We start from the raw sequence: 20,311 nt of genomic DNA, 5'->3' as shown, positions 1-20,311 counted from the left end.
GAATCGCCATGACGCGTCTCAACGCACTCGAGCTCGTCGACATCGTCCTCGACGAAGGATCCTATCTGTCCTGGGACACCACTCCCGTCCAGCCCGCCGGCGGGATCTCTGACGCCTACGCTGCTGAACTCGAAGCCGCGGCGCAGAAGTCCGGAGTCGACGAATCCATCATCACCGGCGAAGGCACCATCGCCGGCCGTCGCGTGGCCGTGATCGCCGGCGAATTCCGCTTCCTCGCCGGGTCGATCGGCGTGGCCGCGGCCGAACGCCTCGTCGATGCCATCGAACGTGCGACCCTCGAAGGGCTGCCCCTGCTGGCCGGTCCCGCCTCGGGCGGCACCCGCATGCAGGAGGGCACCATCGCCTTCCTGTCGATGGTGAAGATCACGAACGCCGTCATCGCCCATCGCAAGGCCGGACTGCCCTACCTCGTCTACCTGCGCCATCCCACCACCGGAGGAGTCTTCGCCTCCTGGGGATCGCTGGGGCACGTCACCGTGGCCGAACCCGGATCCCTCATCGGATTCCTGGGCCCTCGAGTATTCGAGGCCATCTACGGAGAGAAGTTTCCGGAGAACGTGCAGACCGGGGAGAACCTGCACAAGATGGGCATCGTCGACGCCGTCATCGGACCCGAACGCATCGCCGGCACGGTCTCCCGCGTCCTCGACGTGCTCATGGGCGCCAAGGAGGTTCCCAGCTCGGTGCCGGACCCGGACACGGCCCCGGACAGCGTCGACCCGAACTCCGATGCCTGGGCCGCGATCACCAGCTCGCGTCGCCCCGAACGACCCGGGGTCCGTGATCTGCTGCGCACCGCAGCGAACACCGTGCTGCCGCTCAACGGCACAGGCGAAGGGGAGAAGGACCCCGGACTGCTGCTGGCCCTGGCGAAGTTCGGTTCCGCACCGTGCATCGTCCTCGGCCAGGACCGATTCCGGCAGGACTCCCGCGACCCGATGGGCCCGGCGGCCCTGCGTGAGGCCAGACGCGGAATGCGATTGGCCGCGGAGCTGCACCTGCCGCTCGTGACCGTCATCGACACCCCCGGCGCGGCTCTGTCGAAGGAAGCCGAAGAAGGCGGCATCGCCGGCGAGATCGCCCGCAGCCTCGCCGACCTCGCCAACCTCGACGCTCCGTCCGTCTCGCTCATCCTCGGTGAGGGATCCGGGGGCGGAGCACTGGCCCTCATCCCGACCGATCGGGTGCTCAGCGCCGAACACGGCTGGCTCTCGCCCCTGCCGCCCGAAGGCGCCTCGGCGATCGTGCACCGCACGACCGAGAGAGCCGCCGAGATGGCTCAGAGCCAGGGCGTGCACGCTCCCATGCTGCAGGCCAACGGAGTCGTCGACCGAATCATCGCCGAACATTCCGACGCCAGCGACGAACCGCTCGACTTCGTCGCCAGGGTCGGTGAGACACTCGAATACGAACTCATCTCGCTCATGCGCGAACCTTCGGCCAGGCGCCTGGCCCGCCGAATGGATCGCTACCGGGGCCTGGGAATCTAGGAGGACTGCGTGGTAGCTGTCAGAGTCATCCCCTGTCTGGACGTGGACGGCGGACGCGTCGTCAAGGGAGTGAAGTTCGCCGACCTCAGGGACGCCGGCGACCCCGTCGAGCTCGCCCGCCGCTACGGCGAGTCCGGAGCCGACGAACTCACTTTCCTCGATGTCACGGCCAGCAGCGGTGACCGGGAGACCGTCCACGACGTCGTCCGCGCCTGCGCCGAAGAGGTCTTCATCCCGCTCACCGTCGGCGGAGGGATCCGCAGCGTCGCCGACGTCGACCGGCTGCTGCGCGACGGAGCCGACAAGGTCTCGGTCAACACCTCGGCGGTGAAGAACCCGGAACTCATCAGCGAGATCTCCCGACACTTCGGCAACCAGGTCCTCGTCCTCTCCCTCGACGCACGGCGCGCACAGGGCGCGAGCACGGAATCCGGCTTCGAGGTCACCACTCGAGGCGGCCGCGAAGGCACCGGCCGCTGCGCCATCGACTGGATCCGGGAAGCCGCCGACCGCGGGGTCGGCGAGATCCTGCTCAACTCCATCGACGCCGATGGCACACGTGAGGGGTTCGACCTCGAACTCATCCGCGCCGCCCGCGCCGCCGTCGACGTACCGCTCATCGCCTCGGGCGGCGCCGGAAAGGTCGAACACTTCGCTCCGGCAGTGGAAGCCGGAGCCGACGCCCTGTTGGCTGCCAGCGTCTTCCACTTCGGCACTCTGAGCATCGCCGTGGTCAAGGACGCCCTGCGCGCGGAGGGAATCGACGTCCGATGAGCAGGGACATCGACGCGACTCCGGAGAACTGGCGGGAGATCATCCGAACGAACGACGACGGGCTCATCCCTGTCATCGTCCAAGAGGCCACGAGCGCAGAGGTGCTCATGCTCGCGTGGATGGACGTCGAAGCCGTCTCCCGCACACTGGAGACGAAGCGGGCCACCTACTGGTCCCGCTCCCGGCAGGAATACTGGGTGAAGGGGGAGACCTCGGGTCATGTCCAGCACGTCCGCTCGCTCAGTCTCGACTGTGATGCCGACGCCCTGCTCATGCTCGTCGACCAGACCGGACCCGCCTGCCATACGAACACCCCGACCTGCTTCACCGGAAGGACCATCAGTGTCGACTGACCCAGCGGCGAACCCCACCGACCTGCCGATCCGACCCAGCCTCGACGAGTTCCGCGCCCTCGGCGCCGACCATCGCCTGGTGCCGGTCCACACCCAGGTGCTTGCGGACTCGGAGACCCCGCTGAGCCTCTACCGCAAACTCACCGACGGCGGACCGGGCAGCTTCCTCTTCGAATCCGCCGTCGCCGGATCCTGGGCCAGGTACTCCTTCATCGGCTCGGCGCCCGTGGCCACCCTCATCTCGACCGCAGACGGATTGCACTGGACCGGCACCCCTCCGGTCGGTGTCCCCACCGACGGCGACGTCCTCGACGCGGTCACCGCCACTCTCGACCTCCTCGCCGTGGCCGAAGCGGAATCGGAGCTGCCGCCCATGGTCTCCAGCTTCGTCGGCTACTTCGGTTGGGACATCGTCCGTCGCTTCGAGAAGCTCGGGCCGCCGCGGCCCAACGAACACCACCTGCCGACAGTGCAGCTGATGATCCCCGGCGACATCGCCGTCTTCGACCACTATTCGGGAATGGTCACCCTCGTGGCCAACGTATTCAACGTCAACGGCGCCGATACCGGCATCGACGACGCCCACGCCTCGGGAGTCGCCCGCATCGCCGCGATGTGCGAGCGTCTGCAGCAGCCCAGCCCGGCAGATGTCCTGCGCCCCCGGAAGACCGACCCCGAGGTGTCCACCCGCACCCAGCCGCAGGTGTACCTCGACGGTGTGGAGACGGCGAAGCAGAAGATCGTCGACGGTGAGATCTTCCAGGTCGTCATCGGCCAGCGCTTCGACACACCGTGCGAGGCTGATGCGCTGAGCGTGTACCGGATGCTGCGGCATGCGAACCCGAGCCCCTTCATGTATCTGCTCAACCTCCATGACGACGGAGGGGAACCGGTGAGCATCATCGGCTCCTCACCCGAAGCGCTCGTGACCGTCCGGTCGGGAGAGGTGGTCACCCACCCGATCGCCGGTTCCCGCCCCCGCGGGGCCACACCGGAAGCCGATGACTCCCTGGCCCGAGAGCTCCTGGCCGATGAGAAGGAACGAGCCGAGCACCTCATGCTCGTTGACCTCGCCCGCAACGACCTGGCGAAGGTCTGCGCGGCCGGAACCATCGACGTCAGCGAGTTCATGGACATCGTCCGCTACAGCCACATCATGCACATCAGCTCGACCGTGCGCGGCGAACTCGAACCCGGAACCACCGCCATCGATGTGCTGCGGGCGACGTTCCCCGCCGGCACGCTGTCGGGTGCGCCCAAACCCCGGGCGCTGCAGATCATCGACGAACTCGAACCCGTCGGACGTGGAATCTACGGGGGAGTGGTCGGCTATATGTCCTTCACCGGCGACCTCGACCTCGCCATCGCCATCCGCACCGGGGTGCTCCGGAACGGCACGATGAGCGTCTACGCCGGAGGCGGACTCGTCGCCGACTCCGTACCCGAGACCGAGTACCAGGAATCCGAGAACAAGGCCGCAGCAGTGCTGCGTGCCGCCGCCGCGGCCGACGCATTGGATGCGGCGGAGGGAAATCAGAGGTGAGGCCATGACGAAATCACGCGGAGTCCTCATCATCCTCGTCATCGCCGCTGCCCTGTGGGCGCTGACCATCTCCGCCTGGCAGGCCGGTGCGGGAGGCGACACGCTCGGACCCAGCGGAGTGGCGAAGGTCACCGAGGATCCGAGCTCCCAGACCTCACCCGTGGCCACCGCGTGTGTGGCGATCATCGCGGTCTCGGGACTGCTCGCCGCAATGCTCGGGCGGATCGGCCGCTTCGTCGTCCTGGGACTGGCCGGCATCGCCGGAATCGGCTACGGGATCACTGCACTGAGCGCCGCCTCGGCGCCGGGAGCCACTTCCTGGGCGATCATCGCCGCAGTGGCCGCAGGCATCGGCGTCATCGGCATCGTCTGGGTCGCCGTCACCTCGAACGGGTGGACGAACTCCAACCGCTACGCCCGCACCGCCGAATCCGCCTCCGGGGAATTCGATTCCGCCGCGACCTGGGACGCACTGTCTCGCGGAGAAGACGTCGAAGACGCACCCGACGACGAAACGTCGACCGACCCGGACACCGAGCCGGATTCGAAATGACCTTGTGACCGGGTCGGTGTCCGGTCAGCCGAAGAAGCGTGACACAATGGAGGAAAGATTCCACACGCGTGTCACGCACTCACACAAAGGAGCGCCATGTCGCAGTCCCTCGCCCGCAACGGAGCCGCAGATCTCGACAAATCCACGATCGACTACGCAGCGATCGCCGATCCCGGTCACGGCAACTCGGTGGCGGGATGGACCGGAGTCGTCATCATGCTCATCGGCGTCACGGTCGGCTGTGTGGGATTCACGATCCACAACCCCACGATCACCTACATCTCCATCGGCATCGTCGCCCTCGGCGTCGTCGTCGGCCTGATCCTGCGCGCCATCGGACTGGGCAACAAGCCGAAGAAGAAATGACAGTCCTCATCGACATCATCTCCGGCGTGCGGGAAGATCTGCAGGCACGCCGGAACGAGGTACCGCTGAGCGAGATCACCGCGCGGGCCGCGGCGGCCGAACCGGTCCGCCCCTTCGACCTGTCCGCCGACTTCGGCGTCATCGCCGAAGTCAAACGGAAGTCACCCTCCCGCGGTGACCTCGCCGAGATCCCCGACCCGGGCACGCTCGCCGGTCTGTACGCCGCCGGGGGAGCCCGGGCCATCAGCGTGCTCACGGAATCCCGCCGCTTCAACGGCAGTCTCGCCGACCTCGACTCGGTGCGCGCGGCCGTGGACATCCCGGTCCTGCGCAAGGACTTCATGGTCGACGAATATCAGTTCCACGAGGCCCGCGCTCATGGCGCGGACATCGTTCTGCTCATCGTCGCAGCACTCGATCCCGTGCAGCTGGGCGAGTTCCATGCCCTGGCCACGGAACTGGGGATGACGGCGCTCGTCGAGACCCACAATCGCGAAGAGCTGGAGACCGCGACGGAACTCGGTGCCGAACTCATCGGCGTGAACACCCGCAACCTCAAGGATCTCAGCGTCGACACCGACCGGTTCGCGCCCCTGGCCGAACTCGCTCCCGCCGGCTGCACCCTCGTGGCCGAGTCCGGCGTCGCCGGAGCCGCAGAGGTGTCGAAGTACGCGGACTCCGGAGCCGATCTCGTGCTCGTCGGCGAAGCCCTCGTCACCGGCGGCCGTCCGCAGGCCGCAGTCGAGGAGTACACCGCACTCGGCCGGGAACGCCGCTCCCTGTCCGTATCCTGAACCCTGCCCGCGTCGGCCGCTGCACGTGGCCGACGATGGGCTGACACTGCACCCATTCCGGCGTCCGGTGAGGCGGAGTCTCTCCGCCCCACAGGCCGGCGCCACGAGGAGATCGAGAAGGACCGCAATGACCGATTTGAGCGAGGAGACCGGACCGTACTTCGGCGAGTTCGGAGGCAGGTTCATCCCCGAAGCGCTGATCCCGGCACTCGACGAGATCGAAGAGACCTGGCGCAAATCCCAGGTGGATCCGGCCTTCACCGACGAACTCCTCACTCTGCAGCGCAGCTACATCGGCCGGCCCTCTCTGCTCACCGAGGCCACTCGCTTCGCCGAGCACTGCGGCGGCGCCCGAGTGTTCCTCAAACGCGAAGACCTCAACCACACGGGCAGCCACAAGATCAACAACGCCCTGGCGCAGGCTCTGCTGGCCAAGCGGATGGGCAAGACCCGTCTCATCGCCGAGACCGGAGCCGGACAGCACGGAGTCGCCACGGCGACCGCCGCGGCCCTGCTCGACATGTCCTGCGTGGTCTACATGGGCGAGGAGGACACTCAGCGCCAGGCCCTCAATGTCGCACGCATGCGTCTGCTCGGAGCCACGGTCAACGCCGTGACCAACGGCACCCGCACTCTCAAGGACGCGATGAACGAAGCCATGCGCGACTGGGTGGCCAACGTCGATGACACCCACTATGTCATCGGCACGGTCGCCGGTCCTCACCCGTTCCCGGCGATGGTCCGCTCCTTCCAGAACGTCATCGGGGTCGAAGCCCGCGAACAGATCCAGGACATGGCCGGTCGCCTGCCCGACGCCGTCTGCGCCTGCGTCGGCGGCGGATCGAACGCGATGGGACTCTTCGCCGCCTTCCTCGGCGATGCGGACGTGAAGATCTTCGGCTTCGAAGCCGGCGGCGAAGGAGTCGACTCCGGCCATCACGCCGCCCGGTTCTCCGGCGGACGCCCCGGTGTCCTCCACGGCTCCGCCACCTACATCCTCCAGGATGACGACGGTCAGACGCAGGCCTCCCACTCGGTCTCCGCCGGACTCGACTACCCATCGGTCGGCCCCGAGCACTCCCACCTCCACGACACCGGGCGCGTGACGTACGAACCCGTCGTCGATGAGGAGGCGATGGAGGCCATGCGACTGCTCTCCCGCACGGAGGGCATCATCCCCGCCATCGAATCCGCTCACGCCCTGGCCGGAGCCATGCGCATCGGCCGTGAGCTCGGACCCGACGCGGTCCTGCTGGTCAATCTCTCCGGCCGTGGCGACAAGGATATGACGACCGCCGCGAAATGGTTCGACTACATCGACGAAGGAGCGGTGCAGGTATGACGCACTCAGGTCCACGCACAGGAACCACCCTCGACGCCGTCGCCGAGGCGGGCCGCAAGGCCGCACTCATCGCCTACCTGCCCGTCGGCTTCCCGACCGTGGCCGGTTCGACAGAGGCGATGGTCGAACTCGTCCGCAACGGCGTCGACATCATCGAGGTCGGTCTGCCGTACTCCGACCCCGGAATGGACGGACCCGTCATCCAGCGCGCCGGTGAGGCGGCACTGGACAACGGTGTGCGCACCTCCGATGTCTTCACCGCAGTCGAAGCCATCGCCGAAGCCGGCGGCACCGCCGTCGTCATGAGCTACTGGAACCTCGTGCTCCAGTACGGCGTCGACAGCTTCGCCCGCGACCTGGCCTCGGCCGGAGGCGGCGGAATCGTCACTCCCGACCTCATCCCCGATGAGGCGGCACCGTGGCTGGCAGCTTCCGAGAAGTACCACCTCGACCGCATCTTCCTCGCCGCACCCTCGTCGACGCCGGAGCGCCTGGCCCGCATCGTCGAGCACAGCTCCGGATTCGTCTACGCCGCCTCGACCATGGGTGTCACCGGCGTCCGCTCCGAAGTCGACAACCATGCGCGCGATCTCGTCGCCCGGCTGAAGGAAGCCGGAGCCGAACGCGCCTGCGTCGGGCTCGGCGTGTCGAACCGCGAACAGGCGGCCGAGGTCGCCGAATATGCCGATGGCGTCATCGTCGGCTCCGCCCTCGTTCGGGCGCTGAACTCCGAAGGAGTGGCCGGAGTCGGTCGACTCGCCGCCGAGCTCGCAGAAGGGTGTGCATGAGCTTCAGCCCGGCATGGGTCGTCTTCACCGTCCTCGGCATCGGACTCGCGCTGTGGATGACAGGCATCCAATGGCGCGCCCGCGGCGGCCATAAGGGAGACCTGTGGGCCATCACGGTCGTCGGTCTGCCTGCGGCAATCATCGGCGGACGTCTCGGACATCTGCTCTCGGCGCCGGACACCTACTTCGGCCCCGACGGCAGCCCGCTGCGGGCGCTGGCGGTCTGGGACGGCGGATTCAGCTTCTGGGGAGCCACCATCCTCGGCTTCCTCTCCGTCTGGGTGCTCACCCGTATCCAAGGCATCAGGTTCCGACCGCTGCTCGACTCGGTCGCACCGGGGCTCATCCTCGGCCACGTCGCCGGAGCCTTCAGCGATTGGTTCGACGGTCGCCTCGAACTGGTCACGGTGCTCACCGAATCGGCGTGGAACCTCATCGCCTGTGTTGTGCTCATCATCGTGTCCAAACGCCTCCGGCTCGGCTACGGACAGGTCTTCGCTCTGTATCTGTGCCTGTTCGGCCTCGGCCGCATTCTGCTCGAGGCCCTGCGGATCGGCACCCCCGCGGCCGAGGACGCGCGCCTGCTGTTCGGACTGCCGTTCAACGTGTGGACGGCCATCCTCGCCCTGCTCATCGGCCTCGGCTGGCTCATCGTCTCCCGACTGCGTCACCGCACCTATGAGACCGGTGTCTACATGCACGGGTCCCGGACCCTGCTGCGCCGCCATCGCCGCGGAAAGCACACCTTTGAGATCAATGCACCCAATATCGCCGAGGCGGCCGCCGCCTCCGGAGCCCCGTTGCCTTCGGTAGCGCGGGTGGCCGATCCGGACGATCAGCACGGTCACGACGGAGGCGGGGCACCGACATCACGGCGCTCGACCGTGACAGCGTCCCCCGCCTCGGCTTCCGACTTGACTGCCGATGCTTCTGCGAGCCGTGCAGACGTCGACGATGCGGCGTCTGCGACAGGGGACAGCACCACGACTGGCGCCGACCCGGACGACTCGGAGCCCGAGGACGAATCCGGAATCGATCTCAGCGGTCGCCACAGCTTCGGATTCTTCGGGGCGGTCACCTCGGCGATCTCGATCGTGCCGGATGTGCGCGGGAAGTCAGCCCCCGCAGCGCACGACGTAGAGCCTCGAACGTCCGATACTCAAGACAAATAGGTTCGCACTTCGTTCCTTTTTCTGCTTTTTCTCAAATTGCACATGGTGTAAGTTGATACTCCGGCTGTGAGAGTCATCTCACAGCCGGGTCCGGGGACACCCTTTCCGGACTCGTCCAAACCGCAGAGGACAGCGCCGTCTTTTCGGGAAGCACTCAACACCGAGAAGGCAGTATATGAACCACAGCGCTCAGTCGACCCCCAAGACCACGGCCCCACCTGGCCGCATCGGGCTCTACGATCCGGCGCTCGAACACGACAACTGCGGTCTGGCCCTCATCGCCCGTTACAGGGGCGGAGCCGACCACACGGTCATCACCCAGGCCCTCGACGCTCTGCGCAGGCTCGAACACCGCGGCGGAATCGGTTCCGACGATGGGACCGGAGACGGTGCCGGACTGACCATCCAGATTCCGCACGACTATTTCGCCGCCGTTCTCGGCGAATCCGGAATCTCTCTTCCGGCACCGGGCAGCTATGCCATGGGCATCGGCTTCTTCGCTCAGGATTACGCCGCCGATCTCAACGCCGCCACCGCTCCGCTGACCAAGGAGACGCAGCCCGATTTCAGCGTTGACGCCGCAGGCGTCGACCAGGACGCACTCGTGTCCAGGATCGCCGCGGAAGAAGGACTGCAGGTCCTCCACGTGGAATCCGTGGCTGTCGACCCCGGAGTGCTCGGTCGGATCGCCGCCGAGACCATGCCGGCCATGCGCTACGTGTTCTTCGGCTGTGATGAGAACCATCCCGCCCGTGATGAGAACGATCTCGCTCGCCGGGCGTTCATCGTGCGGAAGCGACTCGACAACGCCGGCCTCTACTTCCCGTCGCTGTCGCCGACGACGCTGACGTTCAAAGGAATGCTCTCCACCGCCCAGCTCGACCGCTTCTTCACCGAACTCGGCGACGAACGCCTCACCTCGGCGATCGCTCTCGTCCACTCCCGGTTCTCCACGAACACCTTTCCCTCCTGGCAGCTGGCACAGCCGTTCGGCACGATCGCCCACAACGGCGAGATCAACACGGTGCGCGGCAACCGGAACTGGATGCAGGCACGCGAATCCGCCCTGGCCAGCGACCTCCTCGAATCTCCGGTCGCAGGGACGTCCAAGGGACTCGAGCGGATCTTCCCGATCATTCCCGCCGGAGCCTCGGACTCCGCCTCTTTCAACTCGGTCCTCGAACTCATGGTCGCCTCCGGCCGGTCGCTGCCGCAGGCCATGCTGATGATGATTCCCGAAGCCTGGGAGAACAACCCGGCCATGTCCGAGGAGCGGCGGGCCTTCTACGAATACCACTCGCTGCTCATGGAGCCCTGGGACGGGCCGGCCTGCGTCGCCTTCACCGACGGCCGACTCGCCGGAGCCGTGCTCGACCGCAACGGCCTGCGCCCGGCCCGGTACATCATGACCGAGGACACCGTCGTGCTCGCTAGCGAAGCCGGAGTCGTCGACCTGCCCGAAGCCGAAGTCACCGCCCGCGGACGACTGACCCCCGGCAGGATGTTCCTCGTCGATGTGGAGGCCGGACGCATCATCTCCGACACGGAGATCAAGAACAGCCTCGCCACCGAACATCCCTACCGGGAATGGGTCGACGCCTCGGCCACCCGACTGGCCGAACTGCCCACCCGCGTCCACGTCAGCCACCCCGGCGCCTCGGTTCGGAGACGACAGCGGACCTTCGGATACACGGAGGAAGAGCTGCGTGTGCTCATCGCCCCGATGGCCGAAACCGGGGCCGAGCCGCTGGGCGCGATGGGCAGCGACACCGCGATCGCGGCGCTGAGTACCCGCCCCCGGCTGCTCTTCGACCACTTCCACCAGAACTTCGCCCAAGTGACGAACCCGCCGCTGGACTCCATCCGCGAGGACATCGTCACGAGCATGTCGGCCGGAATCGGCCGCGAAGGCAACCTGCTGTGCTCCACCGGGCCGGACTCCGCACATATCCTGCTCGAGCGGCCGGTGATCGACAACGACGAGCTCACGGCGATCGCGCACCTGTCCGGCAGCCACCTCGGCGAGGGAATCACCCGCCCCTCGGTGACGCTGTCGGGTCTGTACCCTGTCGGCGCCGGTGAGGACGCGATGGCTTCTCGCCTCGCCGACCTCTGCGCGGAGGCGAGCGCCGCGGTCGCCGAGGGCGCAGTGTTCCTCATCCTCACGGACCGGGAGTCGAACTCGGAATACGCGCCGATCCCGTCGCTGCTTCTCACCTCGGCCCTGCACCACCACCTCGTCCGCGAGCGCAGCCGCACGCAGGTGAGCATCATCGTCGAGGCCGGAGACGTCCGCGAGGTCCACCATGCGGCCACGCTCGTGTCCTTCGGAGCCTCGGCGGTCAACCCGTACCTGCTCATGGAATCGGCCGAGGACCTTGTCAGGTCCGAACGGATCCGAGGCATCAGTGCCGAGGCAGCCGTGGCGAATGTGCTCACGGCGCTGAACAAGGGCCTGCTGAAGATCATGTCGAAGATGGGCATCTCCACCGTCCAGTCGTACCACGGGGCGCAGACCTTCGAGGCTCTCGGACTGGCGGATTCGGTCATCGAAAAGCACTTCACCTCGACCCCGCATCAGCTCGGCGGCAAGACGCTGGACGACATCGCGGCCGAGACGACGGCGCGGCACGCCGATGCCTATCGTGAGGACCATCCGCGTCCGGCTCACCGGAACCTGCTCGTCGGCGGAGAATTCCAGTGGCGGAGGGAAGGCCCGGGGCACCTGTTCAACCCGGAGACGATCTTCAAACTGCAGCACTCGACGGCCACCGGTCGCTTCGACATCTTCCGGCAGTACACGCGTGCCGTCGACGAACAGTCCGCCGAGCTGATGACTCTGCGCGGGCTCTTCGACCTGGTCCCGACCGAATCGGGTCCGATCGACATCTCCGAGGTCGAACCCGCCGAAGCCATCATGCGCCGGTTCTCCACCGGGGCCATGAGCTACGGCTCGCTGTCGGCCGAAGCGCACGAGACGCTGGCGATCGCGATGAACCGGATCGGCGGAAAGTCGAATACGGGCGAGGGCGGCGAGGACACCGAGCGCCTGCTCGACCCGGAGCGTCGGTCGGCGATCAAGCAGATCGCCTCCGGTCGGTTCGGTGTCACCAGCCACTACCTCACCGCCGCCGACGACCTGCAGATCAAGATGGCCCAAGGTGCCAAGCCCGGCGAAGGCGGTCAGCTGCCGGGGGAGAAGGTGTACCCGTGGATCGCGAAGACCCGCCACGCCACTCCCGGAGTCGGTCTCATCTCGCCGCCTCCGCATCACGACATCTATTCCATCGAAGACCTCGCTCAGCTCATCCACGACCTCGGTCGGGCCAATGCTGCTGCCCGCGTCCACGTCAAACTCGTCTCCGGAATCGGAGTCGGCACGGTGGCCGCCGGAGTGGCGAAGGCCGGAGCCGATGTCGTGCTCATCTCCGGCCATGACGGGGGCACGGGTGCCAGCCCGCTCAACTCGCTCAAACACGCCGGAACCCCGTGGGAGCTCGGACTGGCAGAAGCCCAGCAGACCCTTGTGCTCAACGGTCTGCGCGAGCGGATCAGCGTCCAGGTCGACGGGCAGCTGAAGACCGGCCGCGACGTCATCATCGCCGCCCTGCTCGGGGCCGAGGAATTCGGCTTCGCCACCACCGCCCTCGTCGTCTCCGGATGCATCATGATGCGGGTCTGCCACCAGGACACCTGCCCGGTCGGCGTGGCCACGCAGAACCCGAAGCTGCGCGAACGGTTCCACGGTCAGGCCGACCATGTCGTGAACTTCTTCACCTTCATCGCCGAGGAGGTCCGCGGCTATCTCGCACAGCTGGGACTGCGCAGCCTCGACGAGGCGATCGGCGCCGTCGAACGTCTGCGCATCGACGCAGATCGGGCAGCCGCCTCGGGACTGGATCTCGACCTGACCCCGATCCTGACGGTTCCGACCGATCTCGACGGCGCTCCCGCCTCGGCGAGGGTGAGCCAGGCGCGCACACCACGTGACTTCGCGGGCGAACTCGACGTTCGACTGCTGGAGCAGGCGGGAGCGGCTGTCGCTGCCGGTTCCCCGGTGCACCTGAACGCCGAGGTGGAGAATACGGACCGGTCGGTCGGCACCCTGCTGGGGCACCGAGTGACTCAGGCCCACGGCGCGGACGGGCTGCCCTCGGGAACCGTGCGGGTGTCCCTGAACGGCACGGCCGGTCAGTCCCTGGGTGCCTTCATGCCGCGCGGTGTGAGCATCGATCTGCGCGGCGACGCCAACGACTACGTCGGGAAGGGACTGTCGGGCGGTACGATCAGCGTCGCGCCTCGCCCGGAGAACTCCACCCGACCGGAACACAACGTCATCGCCGGCAACGTCATCGGCTACGGTGCGACGTCCGGGTCGATATTCCTGTCCGGAACGGTCGGCGAGAGATTCCTCGTGCGCAACTCGGGCGTCGAAGCCGTCGTCGAAGGCATCGGAGACCACGGACTCGAATACATGACCGGGGGAGTGGCGGTCATCCTCGGACCCACCGGACGCAACTTCGCGGCCGGAATGTCCGGAGGCACGGCCTTCGTCCTCGACTTCAATCCCAGTCGACTCAACCCGAAGGAACGAGCCGCGGGCGTCTTCAGATTCGGCGGCATCGGCGACTCTGATGTGCCGATCCTGCAGAGACTGCTCAGCGACCATGTTGCGGCGACCGGTTCTCCGCTGGCCGGCGAACTGCTGGCCGGACTCGACCGCGGGCAGGACATCCTGTCCCGTTTCACCAAGATCATTCCCGTCGCCTATGCGCGAATCAAAGACATCCAGGAAGAGCTCGAGAACAGCGGCGAAACCGCCGATTCCGAGAACACCTGGCAGACCATTCTGGAGGCCGCACATGGCTGATCCGCGAGGATTCCTCACCACCACCGAACGCGAACTCCCTGCCCGCAGGCCCGTGCCGATCCGGCTCATGGACTACTCCGAGGTCTACGAAAAGGGTGATCCGGCACAGCTGCGCCGACAGGCTTCTCGCTGCATGGACTGCGGAGTGCCCTTCTGCCACCAAGGATGTCCGCTGGGCAACCTCATTCCGGAGTTCAACGACGCCATGTATCGCGGGGAGCTCTCCCGCGCCGTGGAACTGCTCCACGCGACGAACAACTTCCCCGAATTCACCGGCCGGGCCTGCCCGGCACCGTGTGAGAACGCCTGCGTGCTCGGCATCAACCAACCCGCCGTGACGATCAAACAGGTCGAAGTCTCCATCGTCGACGACGGATTCGCCGCCGGACTCATCACCCCCGTCGTCCCCGACCGGATCACCGGGCACACCGTCGCCGTCATCGGCTCCGGACCGGCCGGACTCGCCGCCGCTCAGCAGCTGACCCGAGCCGGGCACACGGTCGTCGTCTTCGAACGCGAGGACCGCCTCGGCGGACTGCTGCGCTACGGCATCCCGGACTTCAAACTCGAGAAGCACCATATCGACCGCCGCCTGACCCAGATGCGTGCCGAAGGCACTCGGTTCGAAACCGGAGTCGAGATCGGCCGCGACATCGACTTCGCCGCACTGCAGACTCGCTTCGACGCGGTGCTGGTAGCGACCGGAGCCACCGTGCCGCGCGATATGGAGCTTTCCGGGCGCGGACTGGACGGAATCGAATTCGCGATGGACTACCTCGTACCGTCCAACCGGGCACAGGCGTCCGACGCGGCCTCGGCGGCAGACTCGGCACAGTTCATCGATGCGGCCGGCAAGCACGTCGTCATCATCGGCGGCGGCGACACCGGAGCGGACTGCCTGGGCACGGCTCTGCGCCAGGGAGCCGCCTCGGTGACGACCCTGGCCATCGGCGCCCAGCCGCCGGTCGACCGCGGTGCCGACTCGCCGTGGCCGACGGTGCCGCGGATCTTCGAGGTCCAATCCTCACACGAGGAGGGCGGAACCAGGCGGTATCTGGCCTCGACGACGCGGTTCGTCGGAGACGACTCGGGCAAGGTGTGCGGAATCGAGGTCGCACAGACGCAGTTCGCCGACGGCCGCCGCATCCCGACACCGGGCACCGAGCACGTCATCCCCGCCGATCTCGTGCTGCTGGCACTGGGATTCAGCGGACCGGAGACCGCGCAGATCGATCTCGAAGCCGGTGCAGGTGGGGCATTCGGTCGGGCCGAGGACTATGCGGCGCAGCCGGGAGTCTTCGTCGCCGGCGATGCCGGACGCGGACAGTCGCTCATCGTCTGGGCCATTGCGGAAGGCCGTGCCGCGGCCGCGGAAGTCGACCGGTTCCTGACCGGGTCGACGCGACTTCCGGCACCCGTGCGGCCCACCGACGAAGGGTTCAAATGCTAAGATAATGCATGTCAGGAATTGAGAAAGGGCGGTGGGGCGGCACAGCGAAGTGCCGCACTCTCACCGCCCGTGACCAGCGTAGAGCGGTGGAAACCGCCCGCTGAGACTTTAGGTAGGGTGGAGCGTATGAGGCGTGCAAAGATAGTCGCAACTTTAGGTCCGAACCAGAACTCCTATGAAGAGATCCGCGAGCTCGTCGATGAGGGCGTCGATGTCGCCCGATTCAATCTGAGCCACGGAAAGCGAGAAGAGCACGAAGAGAAGTTCGCCTGGGTCCGCCAGGCCGCCCTCGACACCGGACGCCCTGTCGCCGTCCTGTTGGACCTGCAGGGTCCGAAGATCCGCGTGGGCACCTTCGCCAACGGGAAGGAAGAGCTCGTCGAAGGGGCTACCTTCACCATCACCAGCCGCGACGTCCCCGGCACCGCAGAGCTCGTATCCACGACCCTGCCGACCCTGGCGGAAGACGTGTCCGTGGGTGATCCGCTGCTCATCGACGACGGGCGCCTGCGCCTGCGCGCCACCGAGGTGACCGACACCGACGTGGTCACCGAGATCGAGATCGGCGGAACCATCTCCAACCACAAGGGCATCAACCTCCCCGGGGTCCCGGTCTCCGTCCCCGCCCTGTCGGAGAAGGACGTCGACGATCTCAAATGGGGACTTCAGCTCGGCTTCGACTGGGTGGCCCTGTCCTTCGTCCGCAGCCCCGAGGACATGAACGATGTGCGCGCGGTCATGGACGAGGTCGGCATCACGGCTCCGGTCATCGCCAAGCTCGAGAAGCCGCAGGCCGTCGACCAGCTCGACGAGGTCATCGATGCCTTCGACGGAATCATGGTCGCCCGCGGCGACCTCGGCGTCGAACTGCCGCTCGAACAGGTGCCGATCGTGCAGAAGCGGGCCGTTGAGATCGCCCGCCAGCAGGCCAAGCCCGTCATCGTGGCCACGCAGATGCTCGAGACGATGATCGATGCGCCGCGGCCCACCCGCGCCGAGGCCAGCGACTGCGCGAACGCCGTCCTCGACGGCGCCGATGCGCTCATGCTCTCCGGTGAGACCTCGGTCGGTGCGCACTGGGTCGAGGCGATCCGGACGATGAGCCGGATCATCGGCTCCACCGAAGAGCACGGTCTCGAGCGGATCCCGGCACTGGGCACCGTCCCGCACACGAAGGGCGGAGCCGTCACCGCCGCTGCTGTGCAGATTGCTGAGCAGCTCGATATCGACCTCCTGTGCACCTTCTCACAGACCGGCGACTCCGTGCGGCGCATGTCGCGGCTGCGCCCTGCTTGGCCCATCCTCGGCTTCACGCCCGACCCGCAGGTCCGCCACCAGCTGGCGCTGACCTGGGGAGTGCGCCCGTACCTCGTGAAGACCGTGCGCCACACCGACCAGATGGCGCGTCAGGTCGACGCAGTTCTGCTCGCGGACGGCACCGCCCGCGAAGGCGATCAGAGCATCCTCGTGGCCGGTTCGCCTCCCGGGATCCCCGGTTCGACGAACGCCCTGCGCATCCATACCATCGGTGATGCCGCCAAGGGTGTGACGGCCGCTTATCAGGATGCCTCGGATTCCGAGGAGGACCCGCTGGCCGGATACGGAGTCGTGGCTGAAGCGCCCATCACCCGTGAAGTGCCGATCGTGCGCGAGGGCCACTCTCCCCGCCACTGACCGCTACGAGGCTCAAACGCCGGCGGCGCCTGCCCCATGATCACGGGGCGGGCGCCGCCGGCGTCTCTGTATCCGGGGCCGAGCGTGGACCGATTCCGAACTGCGAGACAGATCACAGGTGGCCGGGGAATTTTGCGGATTGCTCAACAGTTGTGCTCTCTGTTGCCTAATCCTCCCTGCGGATCTGCCAGGGGAGGACCCGCTAGGAGAGGAATTCAATGAGACTGCCCGCGTGGAGCAAGTCCTTCGGAGTGCAGGTGACCATCGCACTCGTCGCCGGTGTCATCCTCGGGCTCATCGCCCGCTCATGGGGACCGGTCAGCGACACCGCTGACAACTGGCTCGGCCAGACCCTGGACACCATCGGCTCGTCGTATGTCACACTGCTCAAGGCCGCCGTCGTCCCACTGGTCATCACCGCGATCATCGCGAGCATCGGCAACCTGCGCAAGGTCACCAACGCCGCCAGGCTGGCGATGTCGACCCTGCTGTGGTTCGCCCTCACCGCTCTCATCGCCGTCGTCCTCGGACTCATCATCGGCATCGTCATGCAGCCCGGCGCCCACGCCGATGCCGCTTCGCTCAACGCCGGTGCACCCGACTCCCAGGGCAGCTGGCTGGGCTTCCTCACCGGACTGATCCCGGTGAACTTCCTCGGGCTCGAGGTGGCCACCGCACCCGATGACGCCGGAGTCATGACCTCCGAGGTCAACTTCAACATCCTCCAGCTCATCATCGTCTCCGGTGCCATCGGCATCGCCGCGGTCAAGGTCGGCAAGGCCGCAGAGCCGTTCCTCCAGTTCACCGAGGCGGCCCTGGCCGTGGTCCAGAAGGTCGTCTGGTGGATCGTGCGCATCGCCCCGATCGGTACGCTCGGCCTCATCGGCAACGCCGTGAACTCCTACGGCTGGTCGACGATGGGCTCGCTGCTGTGGTTCGTCGTCGCCGTCTACATCGGCCTCGCGATCGTCTTCTTCATCGTCTATCCGGCCCTGGCTCGCGCCAATGGACTGTCGGTGCGCCAGTACTTCTCCGGAGTCTGGCCGGCCACTCAGATGGGCTTCGTCTCCCGGTCGTCGATCGGCACCATGCCCGTGACGCAGAAGGTCGCCACCGACAACTTCGGGGTGCCCCACTCCTACGCCGCCTTCGCCGTGCCCTTCGGTGCGACGACGAAGATGGACGGCTGCGCTGCGATCTATCCGGCCATTGCCGCCGTGTTCGTCGCCCAGTTCTTCGGCATCGATCTCTCCCTCATCCAGTACCTGCTCATCATCTTCGTCGCCGTCATCGGCTCGGCCGCAACGGCCGGCACGACAGGTGCGACCGTGATGCTCACCCTGACCCTGTCGACCCTGGGTCTGCCCCTCGAGGGCGTCGGACTCCTGCTGGCCATCGAGCCGATCGTGGACATGGGCCGCACCGCGCTCAACGTCTCCGGTCAGGCACTCGTCCCGGCCATCGTGGCCAAGCGGCATGAGATCCTGGACGTCGAACGCTACGATGCCCCGCGCATCAACGGCTACGTTCCGACCGAGGAGGACGCAGATGTCGACGAGACCCGCACCGAGGACGCCCGCAGTCAGAGTTGATCTCCTCCCCGCCGAGGGGGTGGCCGAGCACGATGTCCTGCAGGTGACATCGCTGCTCGGCCACCTCGTCGATGCAGGTGCCGCTCTCGGCTGGGTCTCAGCTCCGTCTGTCGAGGAGATCGCGGATCTCGTCGGCCGCCTGGCCGCCGGGACTGACGCCGGGGACTCCGCTGCGGCAATCGCTCGCACCGGAACCGAGGTCACCGGCTTCGCGTACTGGAATCGGTACACTCGCCCGACGTTCCGCCCGCATGTCGACATCGAAAAGGTGGCCGTCGCCCCGGACGCCCAAGGTCAGGGCGCGGGCAGGAAGCTGATGGAGGCGCTCATTCGGGCGGCACGTCATCACGACACGGAAGTGGTCACTCTCGACCTGCGCGGAGACAATGCGGCCGCCATCGGCCTCTATGAATCCCTCGGCTTCACCCGATACGGACGACTCCCGGACTTCGTGGCGGTGGGGGAGAAGCGTTACGACACGCTGCTGTACTCCCTCGACCTGCGCGCGGCCCGCTGAATTTCGGTCGTCCATCGCTTCCCGGGAAACACAGAAGGCACTGTCGACATCACGTTCGACAGTGCCTTCGTCGGTACCGGATGCGGGACTCGAACCCGCACGTCTTTCGACAATGCATTTTGAGTGCACCGCGTCTACCGATTCCGCCAATCCGGCGCGTTGCGAGCTGTCCTGTCAGGACCGCCTGTGCAACGGGGACGATTCTACTGCGCGCGCGGACCGATTGCCCAATCGCCACCCGCCGAGGATGCCCTCCGGTGGCCACCGTCACCGCCCGTGGCCACCCTCACAGAATAAACTTCCGGGTCCGCTGGCCATGACGCTGAGCGCCTGGTCTAGACTGGTGCCGTGCTTTCAAACAGCGAAGAATCAACTTCAGATGAGTCCGTGCCGGTCCGCCGCGTAGTCGTGGCCGAAGACGAGGCCGTGATTCGTCTCGATATCGTAGAAATGCTCCGCGAGGTCGGCTATGACGTCGTCGGTGAGGCGGCGGACGGCGAATCCGCCATCCGCCTGGCTGAGGAGCTGCGCCCGGACCTCGTCGTCATGGACATCAAGATGCCCATCCTCGACGGAATCTCCGCCGCCGAGCGCATCGCCAGGGCTCGCATCGCGCCGGTCGTGCTGCTCACCGCCTTCTCGCAGAAGGAGCTCGTCGAGCGGGCCCGCGATGCGGGTGCCATGGCCTATGTCGTCAAGCCGTTCACCTCGGCCGACCTCATCCCGGCCCTGGAGATCGCGCTCTCGCGTCATGCCGAGATCAGCTCGCTCGAGTCCGAGATCTCCGATCTCACCGAACGCTTCGAGACCCGCAAGCTCGTCGAGCGCGCCAAGAGCCTGCTGCAGACCTCCATGGGTCTGAGCGAGCCCGAAGCCTTCCGCTGGATCCAGAAGACCTCGATGGACCGTCGCCTGACGATGCGCGAGGTCGCTGAGACCGTGCTCAAGCAGATCGGCACGAAGAAGTAATCACCTCCCGGACCGGTCACGGTCCGGACCCGGAACCCGAGAG

General features: G+C 66.8%; 16 protein-coding genes and 1 tRNA gene. 16 read left to right on the top strand and 1 reads right to left on the bottom strand.

From position 1 onward, the window contains the following. The first annotated feature begins 8 nt into the window (after window positions 1–8). The 15 genes from ACOZ9V_RS10035 (at window position 9) to ACOZ9V_RS09965 (ending at window position 19,299) form a co-directional block, all read left to right on the top strand. On the top strand, window positions 9–1,511 hold the full coding sequence (locus ACOZ9V_RS10035) for a carboxyl transferase domain-containing protein (protein WP_434589646.1): 1,503 nt from the start codon (window positions 9–11) through the stop codon (window positions 1,509–1,511). Between the two features lie 9 nt (window positions 1,512–1,520). Continuing rightward, entirely contained in the window at window positions 1,521–2,285 is a 765-nt protein-coding gene (hisF, locus tag ACOZ9V_RS10030; RefSeq protein ID WP_434589643.1) for an imidazole glycerol phosphate synthase subunit HisF, read from the top strand. Next, window positions 2,282–2,638: a phosphoribosyl-AMP cyclohydrolase gene (gene hisI, locus ACOZ9V_RS10025; RefSeq protein WP_434589640.1), complete on the top strand. Its 357-nt coding sequence runs from the start codon at window positions 2,282–2,284 to the stop codon at window positions 2,636–2,638. The genes hisF and hisI overlap by 4 nt, the downstream gene beginning before the upstream one ends. Then, window positions 2,541–4,181 carry an anthranilate synthase component I gene (gene trpE, locus ACOZ9V_RS10020; RefSeq protein WP_434589638.1) on the top strand — a complete coding sequence of 547 codons (1,641 nt, stop codon included), beginning with the start codon at window positions 2,541–2,543 and terminating at the stop codon, window positions 4,179–4,181. The genes hisI and trpE overlap by 98 nt, the downstream gene beginning before the upstream one ends. Window positions 4,182–4,185: 4 nt before the next feature. Beyond that, complete coding sequence (locus ACOZ9V_RS10015) at window positions 4,186–4,734, top strand: Trp biosynthesis-associated membrane protein (protein WP_139908096.1); 549 nt, start codon at window positions 4,186–4,188, stop codon at window positions 4,732–4,734. 96 nt (window positions 4,735–4,830) lie between these two features. After that, window positions 4,831–5,100, top strand: a complete 270-nt coding sequence (locus ACOZ9V_RS10010; protein ID WP_139467314.1) for an HGxxPAAW family protein — start codon at window positions 4,831–4,833, stop codon at window positions 5,098–5,100. Next, window positions 5,097–5,894, top strand: a complete 798-nt coding sequence (gene trpC, locus ACOZ9V_RS10005) for an indole-3-glycerol phosphate synthase TrpC (RefSeq protein ID WP_172169674.1) — start codon at window positions 5,097–5,099, stop codon at window positions 5,892–5,894. The genes ACOZ9V_RS10010 and trpC overlap by 4 nt, the downstream gene beginning before the upstream one ends. A gap of 127 nt (window positions 5,895–6,021) precedes the next feature. Next, window positions 6,022–7,236, top strand: a complete 1,215-nt coding sequence (gene trpB, locus ACOZ9V_RS10000; RefSeq protein ID WP_172169672.1) for a tryptophan synthase subunit beta — start codon at window positions 6,022–6,024, stop codon at window positions 7,234–7,236. Continuing rightward, window positions 7,233–8,024, top strand: a complete 792-nt coding sequence (trpA, locus tag ACOZ9V_RS09995; RefSeq protein WP_172169670.1) for a tryptophan synthase subunit alpha — start codon at window positions 7,233–7,235, stop codon at window positions 8,022–8,024. Before trpB ends, trpA begins: the two co-directional genes overlap by 4 nt. Continuing rightward, on the top strand, window positions 8,021–9,196 hold the full coding sequence (locus ACOZ9V_RS09990; RefSeq protein ID WP_434589632.1) for a prolipoprotein diacylglyceryl transferase: 1,176 nt from the start codon (window positions 8,021–8,023) through the stop codon (window positions 9,194–9,196). The genes trpA and ACOZ9V_RS09990 overlap by 4 nt, the downstream gene beginning before the upstream one ends. Before the next feature lie 175 nt (window positions 9,197–9,371). After that, a complete protein-coding gene (gltB, locus tag ACOZ9V_RS09985; protein ID WP_434589629.1) occupies window positions 9,372–14,066 on the top strand; it encodes a glutamate synthase large subunit in 4,695 nt (1,564 codons plus the stop codon). Further along, window positions 14,059–15,516 carry a glutamate synthase subunit beta gene (locus ACOZ9V_RS09980; protein ID WP_434589626.1) on the top strand — a complete coding sequence of 486 codons (1,458 nt, stop codon included), beginning with the start codon at window positions 14,059–14,061 and terminating at the stop codon, window positions 15,514–15,516. Before gltB ends, ACOZ9V_RS09980 begins: the two co-directional genes overlap by 8 nt. A 126-nt stretch (window positions 15,517–15,642) precedes the next feature. Continuing rightward, on the top strand, window positions 15,643–17,190 hold the full coding sequence (gene pyk, locus ACOZ9V_RS09975; protein ID WP_434589623.1) for a pyruvate kinase: 1,548 nt from the start codon (window positions 15,643–15,645) through the stop codon (window positions 17,188–17,190). 218 nt (window positions 17,191–17,408) lie between these two features. Continuing rightward, window positions 17,409–18,782: a dicarboxylate/amino acid:cation symporter gene (locus tag ACOZ9V_RS09970; protein WP_259356794.1), complete on the top strand. Its 1,374-nt coding sequence runs from the start codon at window positions 17,409–17,411 to the stop codon at window positions 18,780–18,782. Beyond that, window positions 18,739–19,299, top strand: a complete 561-nt coding sequence (locus tag ACOZ9V_RS09965) for a GNAT family N-acetyltransferase (RefSeq protein ID WP_434589619.1) — start codon at window positions 18,739–18,741, stop codon at window positions 19,297–19,299. The genes ACOZ9V_RS09970 and ACOZ9V_RS09965 overlap by 44 nt, the downstream gene beginning before the upstream one ends. Window positions 19,300–19,373: 74 nt before the next feature. Here ACOZ9V_RS09965 and ACOZ9V_RS09960 read toward each other — a convergent pair. Continuing rightward, a tRNA-Leu gene (locus ACOZ9V_RS09960) sits at window positions 19,374–19,455 on the bottom strand. 192 nt (window positions 19,456–19,647) lie between these two features. Between ACOZ9V_RS09960 and ACOZ9V_RS09955 the strand changes: the two genes are divergently transcribed. Continuing rightward, entirely contained in the window at window positions 19,648–20,268 is a 621-nt protein-coding gene (locus tag ACOZ9V_RS09955) for an ANTAR domain-containing response regulator (RefSeq protein ID WP_373284070.1), read from the top strand. The last annotated feature ends 43 nt before the right edge of the window (window positions 20,269–20,311 follow it).

It is taken from the genome of Brevibacterium sp. 1718 (assembly GCF_051131255.1).
Lineage (GTDB): Bacteria > Actinomycetota > Actinomycetes > Actinomycetales > Brevibacteriaceae > Brevibacterium > Brevibacterium sediminis.
The sequence above is the reverse complement of the archived record's forward strand: the minus strand, read 5'-3'. Positions and strand labels throughout refer to the sequence as shown.

Coding starts and splice junctions, on each gene's coding strand:
- hisI (WP_434589640.1), top strand. CDS start 2,282: ATGAGCAGGGACATCGACGCGACTCCGGAGAACTGGCGGGAGATCATC.
- trpA (WP_172169670.1), top strand. CDS start 7,233: ATGACGCACTCAGGTCCACGCACAGGAACCACCCTCGACGCCGTCGCC.
- pyk (WP_434589623.1), top strand. CDS start 15,643: ATGAGGCGTGCAAAGATAGTCGCAACTTTAGGTCCGAACCAGAACTCC.
- trpE (WP_434589638.1), top strand. CDS start 2,541: ATGCCGACGCCCTGCTCATGCTCGTCGACCAGACCGGACCCGCCTGCC.
- ACOZ9V_RS10035 (WP_434589646.1), top strand. CDS start 9: ATGACGCGTCTCAACGCACTCGAGCTCGTCGACATCGTCCTCGACGAA.
- ACOZ9V_RS09970 (WP_259356794.1), top strand. CDS start 17,409: ATGAGACTGCCCGCGTGGAGCAAGTCCTTCGGAGTGCAGGTGACCATC.
- ACOZ9V_RS09980 (WP_434589626.1), top strand. CDS start 14,059: ATGGCTGATCCGCGAGGATTCCTCACCACCACCGAACGCGAACTCCCT.
- ACOZ9V_RS10010 (WP_139467314.1), top strand. CDS start 4,831: ATGTCGCAGTCCCTCGCCCGCAACGGAGCCGCAGATCTCGACAAATCC.
- ACOZ9V_RS09990 (WP_434589632.1), top strand. CDS start 8,021: ATGAGCTTCAGCCCGGCATGGGTCGTCTTCACCGTCCTCGGCATCGGA.
- gltB (WP_434589629.1), top strand. CDS start 9,372: ATGAACCACAGCGCTCAGTCGACCCCCAAGACCACGGCCCCACCTGGC.
- trpC (WP_172169674.1), top strand. CDS start 5,097: ATGACAGTCCTCATCGACATCATCTCCGGCGTGCGGGAAGATCTGCAG.
- ACOZ9V_RS09965 (WP_434589619.1), top strand. CDS start 18,739: ATGTCGACGAGACCCGCACCGAGGACGCCCGCAGTCAGAGTTGATCTC.
- trpB (WP_172169672.1), top strand. CDS start 6,022: ATGACCGATTTGAGCGAGGAGACCGGACCGTACTTCGGCGAGTTCGGA.
- ACOZ9V_RS10015 (WP_139908096.1), top strand. CDS start 4,186: ATGACGAAATCACGCGGAGTCCTCATCATCCTCGTCATCGCCGCTGCC.